Origin of the sequence: Mediterraneibacter torques (assembly GCF_044591705.1) — a bacterium.
In the GTDB taxonomy this organism is placed as follows: Bacteria; Bacillota; Clostridia; order Lachnospirales; family Lachnospiraceae; genus Mediterraneibacter; species Mediterraneibacter torques.
In genome coordinates, this window is sequence record NZ_CP172594.1 from 2827904 (window position 1) to 2849803 (window position 21900).

The 21900-nt window shown below is 44.0% G+C and carries 10 protein-coding genes and 7 tRNA genes; 2 read left to right on the forward strand and 15 right to left on the reverse strand.

Annotated elements, in window-relative coordinates; genetic code table 11:
• Positions 1-48: 48 nt before the first annotated feature.
• Together ACH9UM_RS13090 and ACH9UM_RS13095 are read left to right on the forward strand one after the other, a co-directional pair.
• On the forward strand, positions 49-564 hold the full coding sequence (locus tag ACH9UM_RS13090) for a spore maturation protein (protein ID WP_004845988.1): 516 nt from the start codon (positions 49-51) through the stop codon (positions 562-564).
• A 210-nt stretch (positions 565-774) separates the two neighbouring features.
• Positions 775-1428: an ABC transporter ATP-binding protein gene (locus tag ACH9UM_RS13095; protein WP_004845987.1), complete on the forward strand. Its 654-nt coding sequence runs from the start codon at positions 775-777 to the stop codon at positions 1426-1428.
• A gap of 20 nt (positions 1429-1448) precedes the next feature.
• Here ACH9UM_RS13095 and rsmI read toward each other — a convergent pair whose 3' ends face one another.
• The 15 genes from rsmI to ACH9UM_RS13170 all read right to left on the reverse strand — a co-directional run bounded on the left by rsmI (position 1449) and on the right by ACH9UM_RS13170 (position 21881).
• Entirely contained in the window at positions 1449-2309 is an 861-nt protein-coding gene (rsmI, locus tag ACH9UM_RS13100; protein ID WP_004845986.1) for a 16S rRNA (cytidine(1402)-2'-O)-methyltransferase, read from the reverse strand.
• A gap of 141 nt (positions 2310-2450) precedes the next feature.
• Complete coding sequence (locus tag ACH9UM_RS13105; protein WP_004845985.1) at positions 2451-3164, reverse strand: tRNA1(Val) (adenine(37)-N6)-methyltransferase; 714 nt, start codon at positions 3162-3164, stop codon at positions 2451-2453.
• Between the two features lie 10 nt (positions 3165-3174).
• Complete coding sequence (locus ACH9UM_RS13110; protein ID WP_004845984.1) at positions 3175-4053, reverse strand: stage 0 sporulation family protein; 879 nt, start codon at positions 4051-4053, stop codon at positions 3175-3177.
• Between the two features lie 4 nt (positions 4054-4057).
• Complete coding sequence (gene holB / locus ACH9UM_RS13115) at positions 4058-5053, reverse strand: DNA polymerase III subunit delta' (RefSeq protein WP_004845983.1); 996 nt, start codon at positions 5051-5053, stop codon at positions 4058-4060.
• A 142-nt stretch (positions 5054-5195) separates the two neighbouring features.
• Positions 5196-5780 carry a guanylate kinase gene (locus ACH9UM_RS13120; RefSeq protein WP_004845982.1) on the reverse strand — a complete coding sequence of 195 codons (585 nt, stop codon included), beginning with the start codon at positions 5778-5780 and terminating at the stop codon, positions 5196-5198.
• On the reverse strand, positions 5773-7275 hold the full coding sequence (locus ACH9UM_RS13125; protein ID WP_004845981.1) for an aminotransferase class I/II-fold pyridoxal phosphate-dependent enzyme: 1503 nt from the start codon (positions 7273-7275) through the stop codon (positions 5773-5775). Before ACH9UM_RS13125 ends, ACH9UM_RS13120 begins: the two co-directional genes overlap by 8 nt.
• Before the next feature lie 137 nt (positions 7276-7412).
• A complete protein-coding gene (locus ACH9UM_RS13130; protein ID WP_400091552.1) occupies positions 7413-19736 on the reverse strand; it encodes a Spy0128 family protein in 12324 nt (4107 codons plus the stop codon).
• Positions 19737-20131: 395 nt separating this feature from the next.
• Complete coding sequence (locus ACH9UM_RS13135; protein WP_302242021.1) at positions 20132-20908, reverse strand: response regulator; 777 nt, start codon at positions 20906-20908, stop codon at positions 20132-20134.
• A gap of 299 nt (positions 20909-21207) precedes the next feature.
• Positions 21208-21280: transfer RNA gene (locus ACH9UM_RS13140), tRNA-Lys, on the reverse strand.
• A gap of 35 nt (positions 21281-21315) precedes the next feature.
• A tRNA-Phe gene (locus ACH9UM_RS13145) sits at positions 21316-21388 on the reverse strand.
• A 24-nt stretch (positions 21389-21412) separates the two neighbouring features.
• Positions 21413-21486, reverse strand: a tRNA-Met gene (locus ACH9UM_RS13150).
• A 30-nt stretch (positions 21487-21516) separates the two neighbouring features.
• Positions 21517-21589, reverse strand: a tRNA-Thr gene (locus tag ACH9UM_RS13155).
• A gap of 43 nt (positions 21590-21632) precedes the next feature.
• A tRNA-Tyr gene (locus tag ACH9UM_RS13160) sits at positions 21633-21714 on the reverse strand.
• 14 nt (positions 21715-21728) lie between these two features.
• Positions 21729-21801, reverse strand: a tRNA-Val gene (locus ACH9UM_RS13165).
• 6 nt (positions 21802-21807) lie between these two features.
• A tRNA-Asp gene (locus ACH9UM_RS13170) sits at positions 21808-21881 on the reverse strand.
• Between the last annotated feature and the right edge of the window lie 19 nt (positions 21882-21900).

The following is a 21900-nucleotide window of genomic DNA, read 5'->3' on the forward strand; positions in this document are numbered from 1 at the left end:
CGTACATATAATCAAATAATCCGTACATTCTGTAAAGGAAGGTTTATTATGCAGCTTCTCGTCTATATTTCAAACTATATTGTTCCGTTCCTTATACTAAGCATCATCGTTTACGGTCTGTCCGCAAAGGTCAATGTTTACGAAACATTTATCAAAGGAGCAAAAAGCGGTTTTTTTACAGTCGTTCGGATCATGCCGACGCTTATCGGACTTATGGCGGCCGTCGGAATACTCCGCGCTTCCGGGTTCCTTGATTTCATTTCCGGTCTGCTTGAAAACTTTACCGGAAGGATCGGTTTTCCCGGCGAACTCGTTCCGCTTACTATCGTAAAAATGTTCTCTTCGTCTGCAGCGACAGGACTCCTCCTCGATATTTTCAAACAATTCGGCACAGACTCCCGTCTTGGTATGATCGCATCGATCTCGCTGTCTTGTACAGAGACAATCTTCTATACGATGAGTGTTTACTTTATGACTGCCGGAATCAAAAAATCCCGCTACACGCTCGCCGGTGCGCTTATCGCTACATTCGCGGGACTTGCCGCAAGCGTCCTCCTCGCATAACCTGAGCAGCATCTAAGTGCCGGTTTTATTTAAGGCTTTGAATATGGTTCGGTTTAAGACTTGAACGTCGGTCCGATTTAAGATTTGAGTATGGCTCGGCTTAAGACTTGAACGTCGGTTCGGTATTTGAACATCGGTTTTTGTTTAGGATTGTAGACCGAGGCGCTTTATGCTAATATATTACTATAATGTGATCATGGAGGTGTTTTTATGGCAAGTGTGACATTAGAACACTTATCGAAAATTTACTCAAACGGTTTCGTCTCCGTCAATGATGTCAGTCTTCGTGTTGACAACGGCGAATTCATTACTCTTCACGGTCCCAGCGGATGCGGAAAATCTACGATCCTCCGCATGATCGGCGGATTAGAGGATATCACTTCCGGTAAGATTTATCTCAGTGATGAATTATTAAACGATATTTTGCCGCGTGACAGACGGCTTGCGATGGCGTTCCAAAATTATACGCTTTACAAGCATTTTAACGCCTACGACAACATGGCGCTCGGTCTGCGTCTGAGGGATTTTCCCCGCAACATTATCGACAGCCGTGTAAACGATGCCGCCAAACTTCTCGGGATTTCAGGAGTTCTGGGGCAGAAGATCAAGGCGCTTTCTGAAAGAGACAAGCAAAAAGTCGCTCTCGGACGCGCGATTGTCTGCCAGCCGAAAGTCCTCCTCGTAGACGAAGATTTTGCGCGTCAAGATCCTGAACGAAGAAAAGAGATGCTTTGTGATATTCTCGAAATTAACGAAGAACTTAAAATTACCGTCTTATATGTAACAAACGATCCTTTGGAAGCCCGCACATTAGGCAAAAAGATCGTATTTATGAAAGACGGCAAAATAACCGATATCGGATAACCTCCGGTATCGGTTATTTTTTAGTTTCCTTCACCACTTTTTAGTTTTTCAAGATAGTTATAAATTTCTCTTTTCTGCACTCCTCGATCTTTTGCGGTTTTCTTCATCGCTTCTTTTTTATCGATTCCCTGCGACAGATAATACTCCATATGTTCTTCGATCGACAGATTACTCCACTTCTTTTGCTCTTCCTGCTCGATCTCTTCACGGCTCAATCCTTCAATTACAAGAACGCACTCCCCTTTCGGAAGATTTTCTTCATAATAAGAAACCGCTTCCAAAAGAGTCGATCTATACACAGTTTCATGCCGTTTTGTCAGTTCCCGGCATACGCTTACCCGCCTGTCGCCGAGCCGCTCTCCCAGCATCTTCAATGTTTTGATAAGACGGTGCGGAGCTTCATACAAAACGATTGTCCTCTGTTCCTTTTCCAGACAACTTAAGACAGCTTCCCGCTCTTTTTTATCTGATGGCAGAAAAGCTTCAAACGCAAATCTTCTTGTCGGAAGTCCCGAGATCGTAAGTGCAGACACACACGCCGAAGCTCCGGGAACAGCAGTAACCGTAATCCCTTCTTCATAACACATACGTACAAGCTCTTCTCCCGGATCGGAGATCCCGGGCGTTCCCGCGTCTGTAATAAGCGCAATATCTTTTCCTTCCAAAAGCTTCTCTATAAGCACTCTTCCTTTATCAAATTTATTGTATTCATGGTAGCTCGTCATCGGCGTTTCAATCTCAAAATAATTCAAAAGCCTAATGCTGTTACGTGTGTCTTCCGCCGCGATAAGATCTGCCTCCCGAAGCACTCGAAGAACTCGAAATGTAATATCTTCTAAATTCCCGATGGGCGTCGCACACAAATAGAGAGTTCCTGCCATCTTTCCCTCCTGTTTTTCTCTTCGTCTCTTTTTGTTTTCTGTTTTCTTTTCTTGTTGTCTATTTTTTTATTTCTTTATTTGTTTTTTCATTTCTTTTTTATATCTTTTTAATTCTTATTTATTTTACCTTTTCATTTCTTTTTATTTATAAATCACAAGCGGCGGTTCTACCGTGATACGCGGCTTTGCCCCGCGTACGCCTTCTATCATTACCATCGTCGGCTCTTTATCAAGATACGGATAAATAAACTGAATCCGTTTCGGCTCAATTTTATAATAATTCATTTTAATCATAATCTCCGTCAGCCTGAATGGACGGTGTATCATATAAAATCTTCCCTTATCCTGCAAAAGGCGCATACTCTCCCGCAAAATATCATCAAGTGAACAAAGCACCTCATGCCGTGCGATCGCCTTGGCGTCCGCCGGATTGCGAAGTCCGTGATCTGCGATCATGTACGGCGGATTTGTCGTGATCACATCAAAAAAGGCCGGCTTAAATATTTCCGCCGCCTCTTTGATGTCGCCTGTCACAATATCCACTTTATCTTCTAAACCGTTATAGTCTACACTTCTTCGAGCCATCTCTGCCATCTCCGGCTGAATCTCCAGACCTGTAAAATGACGTCCCTGCGTCTTTTCAGACAACAGTATCGGTATAATCCCGTTCCCTGTTCCCAGATCAAGAGCCCGCTCCCCCGCCTTTATTTTCACAAAATCCGAAAGAAAAACAGCATCTACGCCAAAACAGAATTTCTTCGGATCCTGAATCAATTCAAGACCGTTAAGCTGCAGATCATCCAGTCGCTCGCCCGGAAAAAGAACCGCTTCTTTCCCCTTCTTTTGTCCGCTCATATGCCGCTACCTACTCCTTTTCAAGTTCCGCAAGCTGCTTCATCTCTTCTTTTGTAACTTTCTGTTTCTTTCGTCTCGGTTTAAATTTCAGCTCATCCGCCATATATTCTCTGATCTCTTTCTCATCGTTTTCCAAATTTACGATTACTTTTACCAATCTGCGCAGAACGCTCAATGAATGGACAACTCCTGTAAGTCCGTCTTTTGTCGTAACCGCATCCCCGACTGACGGAAGCTGGCTGTTAAGCATCTCATACGTCTCTTCTTCATTCGTCAGACAACACATAAGCCTTCCGCACACACCTGATATCTTCGTCGGATTCAGAGACAGATTCTGTTCTTTCGCCATCTTAATCGACACAGCGGAAAATTCAGTCAAATATGTGCTGCAGCAAAGCGGCCGCCCGCAGATACCGATCCCCCCGCGGATCTTCGTCTCGTCACGCACTCCGATCTGACGAAGTTCGATCCTTGTGCGAAATACTGCGGCAAGATCTTTTACAAGCTCTCTAAAATCAATTCTTCCGTCTGCTGTGAAATAAAATAATATCTTATTCCCATCAAAAGTGTACTCAACGTCGATTAATTTCATTTCCAGTCCATGCTTACGGATTTTTTCAAGGCAGATCTTAAACGCCTCTTTTTCTTTCTGTTTGTTTTTATTTACAACTTTCTGATCCTGCTCAGTCGCAATCCTGATCACTGATTTCAACGGCTGGATCACATCTTCTTCGGCAACTTCTTTTACTCCGCTTACAACTCGCCCGAACTCTACGCCGCGGGCAGTTTCCACGATCACATTGTCGCCTTGCTTAATATCAAACTGTCCGGGAGAAAAAAAATAAATTTTCCCGGCAGTACGAAATCTGACTCCGATTACTTTTACCATTTTGTCAATTCTCCTTTATCGTCAGCAGGAGCAGTTCCATCGTCAGCTCAAAATTTACATTCGCTTTCATTCTTGCCTTTGCCTTTTCAAGAGAATCGAGAATATTTTCAATCCCCTCGTATGAGCTCTTCTTCGCCCGCTCCCGAATATATTTCATCTGATCGGAAAACACGACCCGATCCACACTTCTTGTTGCTTTATAGATCAACACATCTCTGTACCATATCGCGATCATATCAAGATAATCGCTGATCTCCATCTTATATATCATGCAGCGTTTTACCGCTTCCATCAGATCCGGAACTGTCATCTCGTCGATATTTCTCAGCAAATGTACAACTTCCTCTTTAATCTCATTGAAATATTCGGAGTTTGCCAACATGATCGCCTTCCCCATATTTCCCTGAGCAAAAGCAACGCAGACATCTGCTTTATAATCCGGCACTTCCAACTGCTCCATGAGATATTTTTTCACGAGCTGATCTTTAATATTGCGAAGCTTCATCATAACACATCTTGAACGGATCGTCGGAAGAAGTGTCTCCGCATTCTCCGTCAGAAGCATGATAACGGCATACTCCGGCGGTTCTTCGATTGTTTTCAAAAGCGCGTTCTGCGCCTCCACGCTCATCATATCCGCATCTGCTATAATATAGATTTTATATTTGCTGCTGTACGGCCGGATCATAATATCGTCATTCACCTGCGTACGGATATCTCCTACTCCGATCGTATTCGGTTTCTCATGCATGATCCGGATAATATCCGGCTGATTTCCGCCTGCCGCCTGCCTGCACGAACGGCATTTTCCACAGGCGTCGCCGTCTTCATCCCGGTTTTCACATTGCAGGCTCATGGCAAACAAATTCGCAAGCAGCTTCTTCCCTGAACCTCTCTCGCCATTCAAAATATACGCATGAGAAACTGCGTCCGCAGTCACTGCGTTCTGAATGTACTTAATAATATTCTTATGTCCTACTACGTCTTTAAAACCACTCATCCATATCACCTGCACTCTTAAAATTAATTTTCCAAAATGCCTCTCAGAAGACGTTTCCCTTTCAAGACATACTCCTATTGTACTACAATTTTAAATTAAAAGGTATTACAAAAGAGTGAAATCTCATAAAAACTGATAAAATCTATCTTATTTCTTCAATATATCTTTGTATTTTATTCAGACACTCTGTGAAATCTTCATTGCCAAACCGCTCTGTAATCCCGCTTTTGATAAGATTTTCTTCCGAAAAGTCCTCCTCGTCCGCAAGAAAACGGCGGCACATCTCCGCATATTTCGGCTTCTCCTGTCTGCGTTCCCGCTCAAGCGCGCGGGCAAGCCGCAGTCCGTCTTCCACTTCGAGATAAACCGGCACGATCGCCTCCTCTCCGAAATATTCCCGCAAAGCCTGATATGACACGAGCGTTCCGATCAAAAGATAATCTGCGGCGCTTAGATCGATCTGCCCGTCATCCGCAGTAAAATAAGTCCATATTCCGCACTTTGTGTTATAAGACCGGGACTCTATCACCTTCCCGTCCTCCTTCATCGCACGAAACTGTTCCGGATCCACAAAATAATATTCGACGCCGTCTTTTTCGCCTTCTCTGATCGGACGGGTCGTATAGGGAACAATCAAACGAAACTCTTTATATTGCTCTTTTAACTTTTTATAAACAGTATCCTTTCCCGAAGAACTCTTTCCCATCACACAATAAATTTTACCCATTTATCAATACCTCAATCTTTCCTTTCACCTTTGTTCCCTCAATCCGAAATCCCATTTTTTCATACTCGGACATCTCTTCCGCTATTTTCTCTGAGATCCGTTCTCCCGGAACGATCAGCGGGATCCCCGGTGGATAAATATAGGCATATTCTGCCGCGACCTTTCCGCCGCACATTTTCCATTCAACAGATTCGCATCCCTTTTTTAAACGCTGTCGTTTCGTCTCGCTCGGACTATAGATATATATATTCTTCTGATGATCCCGTTCTTTCTTGTCCTTCAATATATATTGATATGTATCTGAATCCTGCACTATATATCGCGCCAGAGAATTATTTCTTTCATACTTATCTCTTTTTGCAAGTTCGCCGTCAATTTCTTCCAATGCAGACACAAGGCGCTCCATCCCTTCGTCTGTATCTGCCGGCGAAGTCATCAAAACAACGTATGAGCCTGATGCCATCTCCGGTTGTAGTAAATATTTATCTTTCAAAACGTCATATAATTGTTTTCCTGTAAACCTATTTATGTCTTCATCGCCATGATTCCCAACCGCAGTTACTATCTTCGACCTGTCATACTTCTCCGTCTCAATCAGTTTCAACACAGAAAGCCTGCTTATTCTCTTTCTTACAGATTCCAGACGCTTCACATAATTGTCAAAAACATCTGAGCTTCTCTCTCCCACGAAACGAACACACTCGTCTATTCCTGCCATAAGTATATATGACGGACTGCTCGATTGAAGCATATGGACGTACTCTCTGATATCCGTTCTGTTAGCCAGCTCTCCATTCATATGAAGCAGCGCAGTCTGAGTCAACGACGGAAGCGTCTTGTGCAGACTATGAATAACGATATCTGCCCCTAAAGTATTACTGTTCTTTGGAAAATACGGATGGAACCCGAAATGTGCCCCATGCGCCTCATCCATGATCAATGGAATGCCCTTTTCATGAACAATTCCGGCAATCCGCTCAACATCCGAAACAACGCCTTCATACGTCGGAGATGTAATGACAACAATCTTCACATTCGGATTTTCCTCAAGAATCCGCTTAACTTCACCGGGATTTATTGCTCCGTTTTCAGGATAAATATAAATCGGATGAAGTTGGTTCATAAAGACTGCGTTATAGACCGATTTATGACAGTTTCTTGCCATTAAAATACAATCTCCCGAGTTTGTGCTTCCCATAACCGCACTCAGCAGCCCGACTGTGCTCCCGTTCACAAGGTAATGCGTTTCCTCCGCATGATATACGCACGCCGCATACTCCTGCAGTTCCTTCAGTATCCCCTCCGAATGATGAAGATCGTCAAATCCGTCGATTTCTGTGATATCCAGTTCATATGGAAGTTCTGATCCAATCAGCGCAGTATTCCTTTTATGCCCCGGCATATGAAACGGATAATAACCCGTGTTCGCATATTCCTTTAATTTTCTATATAAATGCTCCATCATATCCCTCCGGTCACCCTGTCCTCTGTACATCGGTTCTTTTCTCTTGTTTCTTTACATCGTCATATCACTGCTTTATTCTAACACAGAGCTTTATGATTGACTATGGCTATATACAAAAAAGCAGCGGCATCCTCTGCCGCTGCTCTCATTTCCAAAATCACGTTATTTTATGATTTTTTCTTTCTTCTGATCATAACACCTGCTGCCACCGCTAAAGCAAGCGCCGCCATTCCCAGCGTTCCCGCAAACGAATTATGATCTCCGGTCTGCACCGCTCCCGGATTCTGTGGTTTTACAGTCGGGGTCGGCTGTTCCGGTTTCACCGGATTTTGGGGTTTCACATATGTATTAACGAATTGCGGCGTCCTGCCGTCTCCGTATACCGCCTCTGCGATCAAATTGCCTTTTCCGTTGTCTGTAACCGTAATCGTTACATTGTATACGGTTTCGTCGTATGTTACATTTTTCTGCCCATCATTTTTCTCAGAAATTGTGTATTCATATACGCCCGCCCGGTCATAGATCAGCGTCTCAAACATAACCTGTCCGTCTGCGCCGTTCTTCGCTTCAAACACAACGTTTCCATCCTTGTCTTTGAGCACGAACGTAAACTGTTTGTCTTTCAGCTCCGCTCCCTTATAAGTCTTGGAAGCTCCGAGCGTTACCGACGCCGGACGAGCTTCGTAGATATTTCGGAATACGATGCCGTTCATATCTTCTCCGCTCTTCGTCTCTGCTTTCGCGCTCAATGTACCGTCGCCGTTATCTGTCACAATGACAGTCACCGTATGCTCTGCCGAATCGTATTGTACGCCTCCGGCTGTACCTTCCACCTCGCGGATCACATAATTGTATGTGCCTGCTTCTGTGTAATGCAGAGCTCCGAAACGAACCGTTCCGTCCGCCTCATTCACTGCCGAAGCCACAACATTTCCGGACTCATCGATGAGTTCAAATGTAAATTCTCCCTCGTGCAGATCACGTCCAGTCAGCTCTTTTTTGATGCTGATATGTTCATTCACACTGTAATCTGTCGGATTTACACGGTATGTGTTTGTAAACTCAAATGCGAAATCATTCTGCCATGAGGAAACGGCGCTGATCGTTCCGTCGCCGTTGTCTGTCACGGTTACTGTAAACGTCTTTCCTTCCGCAGCCGCCAAATCGTTCGTCACGCCCGCCATGCTGCCGGACTCTGTCACTCTATAAGTATAAACTTTTGTCCGAGGCTCGCTGAATCTGTTCGCCTGACCTGCTTCTTGCGCGTTCATTGTTCCGGCTTGATCAACGACGTTTCCGCCGTCCGCCGAAGCCGCTCCTGCCGCTTCTTTGTCCTGATCTTCTCCGCTTGATCCGGCGTTCGATCCGCCGTTTGCTTCAATGTCTGTTTCATCTGTTTCCGGCGCTTTCGTTCCTTCTGTTCCGTCTCCCGCCGTTTCTTCTGACGCCGCGTTTTCTGCCGCGTCTGCCGCATCTTCTGCCGCCGTCTTATCTTCCGCTGTATCGGCTGCCGCCGGGTCTTGTCCTGCTTCCGCATTCTGATTTGTATCCGCCGGGTCTTCTCCTGCTTCCACATCCTGATTTGCATTTGTCTGCTCATCCTGACTTTCCGCTGAACCAAATACATTTTCCATCGTATAGACAAGTTTTCCGAAATCGATATTTCCTGCCGCATCGTTCGTCGTCTCTGTCACGACTTTGCCGTCTTTTACAGGCATCGGCGCAGGATTTCCAAGTTCATCTGTTCCTGTGATCGTAAATGTATACTTTCCTGCTATATCCGGCGCGTTGACGGATTCTTTCTCATATACTTTCTTTCCGTTCAGCGCGATCTCTGCATTTGCAGACTTGCCGTATACATTCTCAAACGGAAGCGAATCTTTTCCGTCAGGATATTTCACTTCGATCGCCAGCGTTCCGTCGCCGCGGTCTGTAACGATCACCTGGATCGCAAATGTCGTCGCAATACCTGTCACTCCGCCGGACGGGTTGTCTTCCGTCACCGTATAGTCATATGTGTAGACATATGCCGGAGCCTGAGACTTTTTGTCTACGGATGCGATTCCTGCTTTCACATCTGCCATTAGTCTGTCTGTATCGTAGCTTACCGGAGCAAACGTAATGCTTCCGTCCGCCGCGTTCGTACCTGTCGCCTCGGCGTCTTTGCCGACAACCGGATTTCCTTTTTTATCAAATATTCTAAACGTAAATTCTCCGTCTGTCAGCGGTCTGTTTGCCAGCGTCTTTGTCGCGTTGATCTTCACGCTTCCTTCTCCGCCAAGCTCGACCGGTTCGTCGTTGTATGTATTTACAAACGATATAGTCGCTTTTTTCTGACCGACTTCTCCTGTTGTTACTTCCTGCTCGTCCACGATCACTTCCTGACCGTCTTTTACTTTCGTAACCCGTGTCGTTACCGTCAGCGTCGAATTGTTATTATCTTTTACTTTGACTGTTACGGTTCTTACATCTGTATCATACGTATAAGCTGTATTTGTTCCCGCCGTCTCCGCCGCTTCATAGGTAAACGTCTTGCCTGCGTCTGCCTGCGTAAATGTAACGTTCTTTCCGTCGAGTACGTTGATCGTCGTCACTGCGCCTGCTTCTGCGGCTTCATTCTTATATGTATTTGCCGCATTCGCAAGTCCGAATTTTTCCGCCGCTTCTTCCGCAGTCGTGCTTCCTTCCGTCGCTTTCGGCGTCACTGTAAAGGTGAACTGATCTTTTTCCATATCTCTTCCGTTCAGCGCCTTCGTGATCTGCAGTCCTCCTGCCGCCGCATAATCAAGCTGGGATTTGTACTCATTTGTAAATGTTCCGTTTTCGGAGGCGATGTTTGTTACTTCCAATTTACCTTCCAGGTTATCCGATACTGTGATCTTCAATGTCGCCTCATGTCCGTCGATCGTCACTCCCGTCATCTTTCCATCCGGAAGCGGATTTTCTTTCACTGTGTAACGGAATTCTTTCGTCCTTGTTCCATCCTGTCCTGCGGCAGCTCCGTTCATATCCTCATCTGTAAACCGGATCTTTCCGAAACCAAACAGAACAGCTTCTCCTGCTTTTGCACTGTCAGACGTTACTGTTACTGTTTTCGTACCGTCTGCCGCCGCGTCTTCCGCCGCCGGCGCGCCATCCTGCGGCGTAATGGTAAATGTAAACTCGTCTGTTCCTAACCAACCGCGCCCTGTCAGCACTTTATTAAAGTATGATTTTGCGTCCGCAGGATCTGTATTGACCTCTGTGTCTTCGGCAGTATAAGCATTTTCAAATACAATACCGCCTTCCGGAAGCTGTACTTGTGCAGTTAATGTTCCATCTGTACGATCTGTCACTACGACCGTAAAGTCGAAAGACGTCTTTCCTTCTACTGCGGTTACTCCGCCCGGAAGTTTGTCTGTTATCTCTCTTGCGGTATAGCTGACCGTCCATACATCCGAACCGTCATCATTTTCAGATTTTACGGCATATCCGTCTTTTACTGCCTGATCAAGCGACTCCGTCGTATACGTCAGAGCGCCGTCATTTCCTGCAAATTTTACTGCTCCTTCCGCTCCTTCCGCAGCTTCTGTATTCGTTCCTGCCGCTGCGAAAGTTTCCTTGAATCCTTCCGGATTTTCTGCCGCTCTTGTCACAATTTCAAATCGGAACTCATTCGCCTTCATATCACGTCCGGTCAGTTTCTTCGACGCCTCGATCTTCGCCGCGATATCCTCGTCTCCTGTGCCTGCGCCATATGTATTGATAAAGGTCAGATTCTCACTCTCGCCTTCGACAACGGCTGCTTCGAGCGTTCCGTTTTTCTTGTCTGTCACTTTCACAACCACAGTTCTTTCCGCTTCCTGATCGTCCGTAATACCGGCGATACCGCTTGGCTGCTCCGTAACATTGAACTTGAACGTTCCGGCGATCGTAAATTGGATATCTCCAAATGCCGCCTGATGTCCTGCAGATGCTTTTGTAATCTCAAGTCCGCCTGCATTTTCCGGAAGCGTGATAAATCCATTCTCAATGGCTTCCACTGTCGCTTCATCCGCTGCCGTCAACGTATAGCTAAACGTATCTGTATCAAGCCATTTTCTTCCTGTCAGTTCCTTCGTCACTTTAAGCGCTTCGCTTCCGCTAAGACTTCCTGCCACGCTGTACGTATTCGTAAAGTTTGCTTCTGCAGTTGTATTTGAAGTAATCGTACCGCTTGCCGCATTGCCGGCGTTTCCGTTTACAGTTGTGGTGTATCCGTCAACTTCTTTTTCAGTTACCGTATACTGCGCGCCAGCCGGAAGTCCGGTAATCACTGCCTTCTGTCCATGCTGGAAGGAAATCTCGGTACCGTCTGCAGCATTACCTTTCTTGATTTCCTCTCCGCTTTCGCCTGTTACGGCGTAAGCATATTCTTTCGTCAATGCCGTACCTTTGGCATCCTTAAGCGCTACTATAAATGTAAACTCTTTCTCTTTGTCGATCCCTGTGCCCTGACCTTCTGTCAGTACGATGGTTTTACTGATGGAAAGATTTCCATCTTTCGGAATCTCTTTCCGATCGGTATCCGTCTCATATTCAGGTCCATTTTCGCCGATCTGGATCGTCGCTTTGTTCTCAACTACTGTCTCGGCGCTTTCATTTACTCTAGCATCAAATGTAACCGTTCCGTCTGCTCCTGGCTGAACATCTGCAATCTTCCATGTCAGCATACGTGTCTCTGCGTTATACGATGCATATTCGCCCGCGCTGTCGTCTACATAATCAAGACCTTCCGGAATGCTGTCTGTAATGATAACTGTCGCCGCTTCAATTTCCGGGTTCTTATAGGAAATGGTATAGGTCAAAACCTTGCCGACCTGTAATTCTCCGTCGCCTTCTACTACAGAATCTTTGCCCGGAACGTTCGTGGTAACTGTATTGGTCTGATTTGGATCGTTGTCTCCAATGGTAATCTCTGCCGTATTTTCTACCGCTGTTCCGCCTGCGCTGTCAAGCACTTTTACTACAAAGCTTACCGTTCCGAAAGCTCCTGCTTCCTGCTCGCCAAGCGTCCAGGTGATTGTCTTTGAAGTCTCTTCATAAACTCCATTCGTATCTGCGCTTACATATTCCGTACCTTTCGGTACAATATCTGTGATCTTCACCTCCGCTTTCGCAGGAGCGCCTGTTTCATCTACTGCATTATTTACCCAGTCGATAGTATAAGTCAACTGATCGCCGACACCGACAATCTTGCCATTTACGGACGTGGACGGCTCTTCTGTGTTAATAACATCCTTCGCGTCTTCCGCCTCGTAAATATTAGTAAATGTCGCGCTTCCTGCTTGACTTCCATCCGCGACTTTCGCTGACAACGTTCCCTCCGCCGCATTATAAGTCACTGCAATGTCATAGCTAAAGGTATGCTTGTCATACGTCATATTCGGATCAGCATATTCCGGAACTACTTCCGTAATCTCTACATGATAGTTTCCTGCCGCTTTGAACTGAATATTTCCGAAGCTTACAGAACCGTCTGCCGCGTTTGCCGATGTGATTGTATCTCCAACTGCTCCCTCCGGAAGTACAACATTGTCCATGCTGCTTGTATCATCTGCCGGTGTAATCTTCATTTGGAAATTGAATTCACCTGCCGCTAAACCTGTGTCACGGTTTCCTTTCAGAACTTTCGTTACCTTTCCGGCAAATGCTCCCGGCTCAATGGTTACGATATCCGGTGTATAGCTGTTTACGAACGGCGCTACTGCTGTAGCTTTACTTTCTGCCGAACTATATTCCTTACTATCGTCTCCCTTGGTTACGGTTGTTACCGTATACAGTTCTCCATCTTTCTCCTGTACCGTAATTGCAACGGTCGCTGATACTTGATCATACGTATACTTTGTATCGGTGCCTGCTGCCTCGCGAACGGAGTATTGATATGTCTTACCAATGTCTGTTTCATCAAACTTCACGTCACTAAGCTTACTCATCACCGCGACATCGTCTTTGCCTGGTGCAGTATTCTTAAAGCTCTTATCAGCCTCTGCAAGTTTTGCTTCTGCTTCTTCTGCAGTTACACTGTCAGTTGCTTCACTGGTAATTGTGAAATCAAACATATCTGCTGCAAGTGTACGTCCATTCAATGTCTTTGTAACATTCAGTCCGCCTTCATCACCGTAAGTTGTCGATGCTTCAAATTTATTGATGAAGATTTGTGAATTGGTCACCCCGTCAGCATTGATCTCTTGTGTTGCCTTCAATACAGAATCCTGGTCTGTTACTTTAATAATAATCTCATATGTATGAGAATCATACGTCCATCCTGTCGGTGCATTTGCATTGGTCTCTTGAACGGTAAACTTATAAGTTCCGGCTTTCTTAAATGTCAGCGCATTAAAGTCTACTTGCTCTGTTCCATCCTTTGGAATCAGTTTAGTTGTCGTTTTCTCTGAGCTGTATAGATCTGCCGTCGTTCCAATTCCGGTCAGTGTTCCACTGTCAATCGCCGCCTTCGTTGCTTCATCGGCTGCGCTCAGCTTGAATGTAAAGATCTCTTTCGCATTAAGCCCCTTTACCTCCTTCACTACGGATGGCGTAAATGTTGCATCCTGCGTTGTTGCATAAGTATTCGTAAATATTAATTCCTGTGATCCTTCTGCCAGCGCCGCTGTTAATGTTCCGTCATCATTATCCGTAACATTAACGATAATCGTAACCGTCTCTGCATTATAGGCAACTCCCGGAATCTTGTCTCCCTCTGCCGGTACAACTTCACTGACTGTGAATTTGTAAGTTCCCTTCTTATTAAAGGTAATATCTCCAAAGTTGAAGTTGCCGTCTGCATCAGAAGTTGCCGTTACACTCTGCGGTAATACAACTGTGCCTGCTGTAATTGCCGCATTCGTTGCTTCGTCACCGCCCGTGATAGTGAACCGGAAGCCAGATAAATCTTTGTCGGTTGCTTCCCATGGACCATCCATCTTCTTTGTTCCTGCAAGATTTGCTGATCCGTCAAGAACACCGCTTCCGGCATAGCTGTTGTTGAATGCGAGAACAGTCTGCTTTTGATCTGTTTCATTGCTTGTCTCTTCGCTTATGACACTGCCTTTTTCATCTGTCACCTTTGTATGAAGCGTTAATGTTCCGTCTCCATCATCTGTTACCCATAATTCTACTGTATAAACAGTATCATCGTATGTATATCCCGGTTTCTTATCATTCATTTCCGATACTTCATATTTGTATACTTTACCCAGATTCTTCAACGTAAAGTTCGTATCTGTTTTTAACATGGTTACAGTTTGTCCATCTGCCGCCGCTTCGTTGTTCTTAAATGTAACCTCTGTCTCTCCCTCTTTAAATCCAAAGAGTTCTGCTGCTTCATCTGCTGTAGCAGTGTCTGTCTTAACCGCTTTTACCTTAAATTCAAACTGCTCTTTCGCTAATGCATGACCTGTCACTGTTTTTGTAATTGCAAGTCCGCCTGCCGCTCCGAGGTTCAGAGAAGCGCCGTATTCATTAATAAATATCGTACTATAGGACTGTATATTTGCGGTCAACTGCCCATTTCCCGGATCAGAAACATCAACTATTATTTTTGCCTCATTCTTACTATAAGTCACTCCGTTAATGGTTTGTCCTGCATTCTCTTCTGTAACAGTGTAGGAATACTTTCCGACTGTATCATATGTGACCTTTCCGAATCCAAACGGTACATCCGTACCATCTTCCGTTCCGCCTTTCTGTGATACAGTAACGCTTGTTACATCATTGCCTTCCGTATCTTTCGGCATTGGAGTTCCATCTTCTGCCGTAAGATTGAATGTAAACGAATCATCTTCTTTCCAGTCGCGTCCAACCAGTCGTTTGTGGAACAATGCTGCCGCTTCTGTGAAGTCTACTTCCACGCTGTCTGCATGATATCCGTTCGTAAAACCTGCTACTATCGTATCTCTTCCGTCTGAACTATCATGATGAGCTTCTGCTGTCACACCATCTCCCTGCATTGTAACTTTCGTTTCTGTATGCATCGTTCCGTCGCCGTTATCTACTACCGTAATATCAAAGCGATATGTGTCCTTTGAGTATGTAACTCCCGGTAAATTTCCTGCTGCCTCTGAAAGAACGTAGCTGAACGTCTTTCCTGCATCATCCTGTGTAAAGGTCACCCCTGACAATTTGTCAAAGATCCGAGATGCAACACCGTCTGCCGCTCCTGATGTGTTTGTAAATTCTCTGTCAGAATCTGACAATTTAGCATCCGCTGTCTCAGCATTTACAGTATCACTGTCTGCCGCCTCGATTTTAAATGTAAATTCGCCCGCTTTCAGAGCACGTCTGGATAACGTCTTTTCTACAATCAGTTCCGCGCCTGTTCCGTAAGTTGCAGACGCTGTATACAGATTGACAAATGCAGCCGCATCAGTATCTGCGCCTTCACCGTTATAGTAAGCTGTTTCTGCCTTTAATTCTCCGTTCTCATCTGTCACAATAACCCGTACTCTTGCTGTATGTCGGTCATATACCATTCCGTTTCCGTTTTCCGGGGCATTTTCTACTACACTAAATACATATGTTCCCGGACGTTTGAACTCGATACTGTCAAAATCAAATGTTGCAGCCTGATTATTCGTCAGTCCGTTCACCGTTTTTTGCATCGTATCCTGAGCCGTATCTCCATTGAAGATAATGAAATTTTCTTTAAGACCGGTTCTTGCTGCGGTATTTGCAGCACTCAATGTAAAGGAGAACTCTTCATCCACAAGAGAATCGCGTCCGACTAAAGTTTTTCTTCCCTGTACCGCTGATTCTCCCTCACCCGGAAGTACTATAGGCTTCGGTTCATAACTGTTGTTGAATACAACCTGATCTTCAGCAACTGCTCCTTCTGCTTTGCTGTATGTTTTTTCTATGACAATATACGCATCCTCGCCTGAACCTTGTGCCTTTGCCATAATAGATACGGAATATGTTTGTGCCTTATAAGTTATACCGTTTAAAGTATAAGTTCCGTCTCCATTATTAACCGCAGTTTCCGGAATCACTTCTGCAATTTCATACGTCCACGGTGTATCACTGACATTCTCCTCTGTAAACACCATGTTACCGAATGTAATTCCTGTTCCGACGTTGACTACATGGATATAACCATTTTCATCCTTCTCTCCGGTCGGCATTGGCGCCTGCTCTGCGTTGTCTCCGGTCGCTTTGAGTTTAAATTCAAACATTCCGTTTTTCAACGGATTCGCTCCGCTTTCATCTGCATACACTTTTTTTGCAAGTATAGATGTCGTTGCGGAATCTGCATGGAAATCATTTACAAATACCGCTGTTTTATTCTCAACCGGAATCGGCGTATTTCCTACTGACGCCCCGTCGTCATTAGCCGTTTTTTCCATTTCTGCCACAGCGGATAATGTTCCGTCTCCATTATCGGTCACCGTTACCCGATATGTATAGGATGCCAGAGAATATATAACTCCCGGTATTGCACTTGCCGGCTGTTTCTCCTGAATTTCATATTCATATACTCCGGGATGAGAAAATGTGATCTCTCCGAAGTTTCCTGATGAATTTTTTTCTGTTACCTCAACGCCTTTTTTACCATCAGCAGCTCCATTCGGAAGCGGAGCTCCTTCTGTTGTCGGAATCAATTCGATTCGGAACTTATCTGCAATATCCCACCGGTCAAACTGTTTCTCATAACTTGCGAAATCAGTTTCGGCAAGCGTGATTTCATCTACGTCATATGTATTTTCAAACACATGTTTTACAGATTTTCCTGAAACGATCGTTCCAGCCGCCTCTTTTGCGTCCGCCTTTTTATCAACTGCCGTCAGTTCAAATCCTTTCGGCAGTTCTTTTTCGGTTACGGTATATTGCGCATCTTTATCCAATCCATGAATATACAGCGTTTCGTCATCTTTAATCTGATACTTGGCAGCTCCGGTCTTATCAAATTCCAGTTCAAATGCTTTTCCCTGAATTTCATTTTGCGCATTTCGTACTTCCGCTTTGACTGTTTTTCCCTTCATAGACGGAATACTGATCTCAAATGTGAACTTTTTATCTTTTAATATTTCATCCGCATTCAGATTTTTATTCGCTGCCACGCGGGCATCTTTGCTGATTGCAAGAGCGCCCGGAAGCTCAAGCGCAAGCCTTCCGTTATTTCCCAGATAAACATTTAAGTAATCGGGATTATTGATATTATCCCAAATCGGATCGATCACTACATCCGCCGTATTTGTTATGTTCTCTGTTTTATCATCTATCAACGCATCGATTCTTGTCAATCGTGCAGAACCGGACTTGATAAAGTATTCTCCCTTGTCATTTATACCGAAGTTCGCACTTGCCTGCTGGAAGTTTGATCCCGTAAAGGCTACCTTGCCGTCGATTTCTTCAACCTGACCTCCGTTTAACTGCACATACGGTCTCTTATAATAATACGTCTGATCCGCACTCGGCTCGTTCTTTACTGCCATTGTACAATCTTTATCTGTATAAATCGGAGTATCTTCTGTAAAATAATAAAATGTATTTTTCTTTGCCGGTTGGAAAGAAGCAGTCGTATTGCCCAATGTCTTTCCATTCGGATCTATGTATTGTCCGTTATAATAGTTTGAATAGAAATACGGAACTCCATTCTCATTATGAGCGTTCAGATATTGCTGAAGCGCCTCGTCATCTGCATCATTCGGGTTTAGTCCGTCGGCAATTCTTTCCCGGACCTCCGGCTTGATGCTGACACCATAGAAGATACGGAGCGGATATGCCTCCTGTATATCCATCGTTTTATTTCCGTCACTGTCTGTATCTAACGTAAAGTGACGAAGCGGGATCAAACCTGCCGGAATCTGTACTGTAACTGTATCACCGGTTTTCAGGTCTGCCCCTTTCTTCACCTGAACGATAATATCTTTTACATTACCGTTCGGATAAAGTTCTGTATCTCCTGTTGCACTTCCTTCATATTTATATGTAGTAACACCGTTTTCAGTAACCGGTTCTCCTACCGGATCGAATATCTGATCTGCAAAGACCAAACTCTTAAATTCATCCACCTGCATATATTCGCCGAGCTGATCGGTAAATGTAATATATCCTACCTTACCCGGATCATACCCTTCTGTCTGTGTCGGAAAACCAAATCCTGTTTCCAAATCCGATGAAATCTCATTAAATATATTATTCAATTCATCTGCATCCGTTGCCGCTTTATAATAATCAGAATTATCTGTGCGTTTTCCTAATGTACAAGAATAGCGATTAGGTCGTGTACTGCTTGTAGCAGTCGCATCCGGATAGTTGCTAGAAACCGCATGCATATATCCGTTAAAGTTACCAGCGCTTGTATTTGTATCGTTCGGATTCGCATCCCGGAACACGCCGATACTGTAGATCAAAGCATTCGCATCCTTCAACTCTTTTGCGTTCGTAATGGCGGCAGCTGCAACACTGTTACTCCAGTCACTATTCGACGTCGGCTGACCATCTGTGAAGAAAACGACAACTTTCTGCGCCCCTTCTCTGGTTCCTCCAAGCTGAAATGCTCTCTGCGCCTGATTCAATCCAAAATCTGCGCGAGTTGCTCCTGCTGCAATCAGACTATTCACTGTTGAGGTCAAGTCCGAAATATTTTTCGTTGTGTAAGACTTTAATTCCGTTACAATTTGTGAACGATTATAATTGTTATTTATAAAATCATTTCCAATGTTGTCACTTTCATCACTTGCAAATTTTACAAGGGAAACTCGATGCTGTAATTTTATATCATCAATGGAATCATTCATTTTAGCTGTTTGTTCCACAAAGTTATTTACTGCATTTTGCAGAGCTTGCAGCTTCGTAATATTTGTTCCCAAATCTCTTCTCTCGTAAAATTGGATGTGATTTGGATTGGAATCTTCTGCGGATATCTTCGGCTCGACCGTTTGTCCATTTAATTCCCAGTGCGTAAATTCCCACCAAAACAGAATTTTTTGACCTTCAGAAGTAATTTTGCCTCCATCCTTTGTGTAATATTCTTGATCTTCTGTTTCACTAAGATTTCCTGCATATATCTCTTCATATCGATATCGCTCACTCTCAGGCCTAGTTCCCATATGCGGTGAATTTTCCATAGAACCTGACGTGTCTACTACCAGTACGATATCCAACGGTCTGCTAACCGTCTTTACTGTATTCGATGTAGATGACAATGCCGATAATCCAACTAAGAAATCAGAATCGCCTTTTTTGACACTTGGTCTGCTTCCGCCCTCAAGCTGAATATCCTCTGTGAGTACTGTTTTATCTGTCCAGATACGTCCGATGTTTTCTGTCGAATCTTTTACAACCTGATTCCAAGTATCCACAGTAGACGGATCTGACACAGAGGTTTCATCAAACGCTACCGCCGGAGTCGGAGTCGAATCTGAGGCATAGACTTGTCCCATACCACCGGGTATCATTCCGAGCACCATAGCCCCGGCAAGAAAAATCGCCAGCGCTGAACGCAGTTTACTATTTTTCTTTTTCCTCATAGTCACTATCTTTCCTTTCTTGCTTATTTACAGAATTATTTATATTCCTATTAACCCTGCATCAATCTATATAAAATCAATGGAGTATTTGACATCATTTCACTAAATTCATCACTCCCCTTACATATTTTTTCTAAATAATGCAAAATAGCTCCATCTTTTCAACAGCATATAAAATCATACGTTAACAAAGTGTGAATAACTTGCCATTTTCTCCTTTTTCAAGCTATTATATTTTTACTTTTTCACATTTTCCGCATTAATAATCCACTATATGTGAAAAACCGATCTATTGTCGAAATTTTAATAATTTCTACAATAAATCGGTTTTACTTTTTCTCTGTTTTTAGTTATCTTCCCTGAATTTATACCTGTTGATTCGGGCATTTGTTTCTTCAGCCCATGAATACTCCGTCATATCCCCCCCGGGTATCAATGCCGCTTCTAACACTTTTCCCTGTACCGGATAATATATTTTCTTCTATCCACATATAATAATCACAGTCCACATTGGCATAATTAATCCAACAGGCAGCCCGTTTCTTAACAAATACATCTTTAATCCCATATGTACTGAATATCTTATTCAAATCCATAACCGCCCTGCGATACAGATTTTTTACCTTTTCATCGTACAAACGATTCTCCCAGAGTTTGTCAACGGCTTCTTCCATTGTCACAACTCCGCCTTTATTGTCCACACATAACGCAAGCAGTTCTTTTGCCTTTTTATTGGAAAATATCACAAGTTCTCCATTAATAAATAAGTCGAATCGGCCAAATGTCCTAATATATGCCGGCTTCTTCTGTCGCCGACTGAGAAGTTTTGCATTTCCCATAGTCCATGTTAAATCTTCCATAGTATACGGCCTGATCATATAACCATCCGCTTTTATCCGAAGTGCCTCCAATATATATTCTGTATGTTCTATAAAAAATACAAGAACTATTTTAGGATTTAATTCCCGTAACTTTTCTCCGAGCTGAAGTCCGTCCATACCATTTAATTCGATATTTATAAAAGCCGCTTCCACTCTATGTCTGGAAACATATTTAAGCGTTTCCGCAGAATCATTAAACTTCCCGCTCAGCTCTACATATGAAAATTGTTTGCATTGTTCTTCAAAAAGACGGATAGCTTCTTCATCGTAATCTGCAATAATAACTTTCATAACATCATTTCATCCTTCTTACACATAATATATTTTTATATACTCTGTTTATTCCTCTTCCGAAGGGCAAACGACTGTGTTTTGCACCATATCCATATGATGATTCATCCATATGAGCTCATATCCAGTACCAATATCCATATTATATAATTTTCTGACCATTTTTTGCAAGTAAAAACAGTAGACACTAAAAAAGTTTATGTCTACTAAAATGATTCTATATCGCCAAACGGTAACATGCCGCCAATACAAATAACGGGAACACTATTCAATCATAGTATTCCCGCTATCATTCACAGTGAGCGTGCGGGGATTCGAACCCCGGACAACTTGATTAAAAGTCAAGTGCTCTACCAACTGAGCTACACGCCCTTATTCAATTATATTCCTTTTAATTACAAGGAAAATGCCCAGAGCCGGAATCGAACCAGCGACACGAGGATTTTCAGTCCTCTGCTCTACCAACTGAGCTATCTGGGCTTATACACAATATACTTGTGTAAATTGCGGGAGCAGGATTTGAACCTGCGACCTTCGGGTTATGAGCCCGACGAGCTTCCAGACTGCTCCATCCCGCGATATGAAATTAATTATCTCTATTGAGATCAAGCCGATGATCGGACTCGAACCGATAACCTGCTGATTACAAATCAGCTGCTCTGCCAATTGAGCCACATCGGCGTGTTTACTTCTTTTATAATGTATATTCAGAAGTATAATTAAATGGATGGAGGTGGATTCGAACCACCGAAGCAATTTGCAGCAGATTTACAGTCTGTCCCCTTTGGCCACTCGGGAATCCATCCTTATTTTTTTAAAGTGGGGCCTATAGGGCTCGAACCTATGACCCTCTGCTTGTAAGGCAGATGCTCTCCCAGCTGAGCTAAGACCCCACATAACGACCCAGAAGAGACTCGAACTCTCGACCTCCGCCGTGACAGGGCGGCGCTCTAACCAACTGAGCCACTGGGCCACTTTTTAATTCAGGTTAT

Bases quoted from the DNA above. Each gene is read 5' to 3' on its own strand.
- ACH9UM_RS13095 (WP_004845987.1), top strand. From the start codon at position 775: ATGGCAAGTGTGACATTAGAACACTTATCGAAAATTTACTCAAACGGT.
- holB (WP_004845983.1), bottom strand. From the start codon at position 5,053: ATGAGTGGTTTTAAAGACGTAGTAGGACATAAGAATATTATTAAGTAC.
- ACH9UM_RS13105 (WP_004845985.1), bottom strand. From the start codon at position 3,164: ATGAGCGGACAAAAGAAGGGGAAAGAAGCGGTTCTTTTTCCGGGCGAG.
- ACH9UM_RS13110 (WP_004845984.1), bottom strand. From the start codon at position 4,053: ATGGTAAAAGTAATCGGAGTCAGATTTCGTACTGCCGGGAAAATTTAT.
- ACH9UM_RS13125 (WP_004845981.1), bottom strand. From the start codon at position 7,275: ATGTACAGAGGACAGGGTGACCGGAGGGATATGATGGAGCATTTATAT.
- rsmI (WP_004845986.1), bottom strand. From the start codon at position 2,309: ATGGCAGGAACTCTCTATTTGTGTGCGACGCCCATCGGGAATTTAGAA.
- ACH9UM_RS13135 (WP_302242021.1), bottom strand. From the start codon at position 20,908: ATGAAAGTTATTATTGCAGATTACGATGAAGAAGCTATCCGTCTTTTT.
- ACH9UM_RS13120 (WP_004845982.1), bottom strand. From the start codon at position 5,780: ATGGGTAAAATTTATTGTGTGATGGGAAAGAGTTCTTCGGGAAAGGAT.
- ACH9UM_RS13090 (WP_004845988.1), top strand. From the start codon at position 49: ATGCAGCTTCTCGTCTATATTTCAAACTATATTGTTCCGTTCCTTATA.
- ACH9UM_RS13130 (WP_400091552.1), bottom strand. From the start codon at position 19,736: ATGAGGAAAAAGAAAAATAGTAAACTGCGTTCAGCGCTGGCGATTTTT.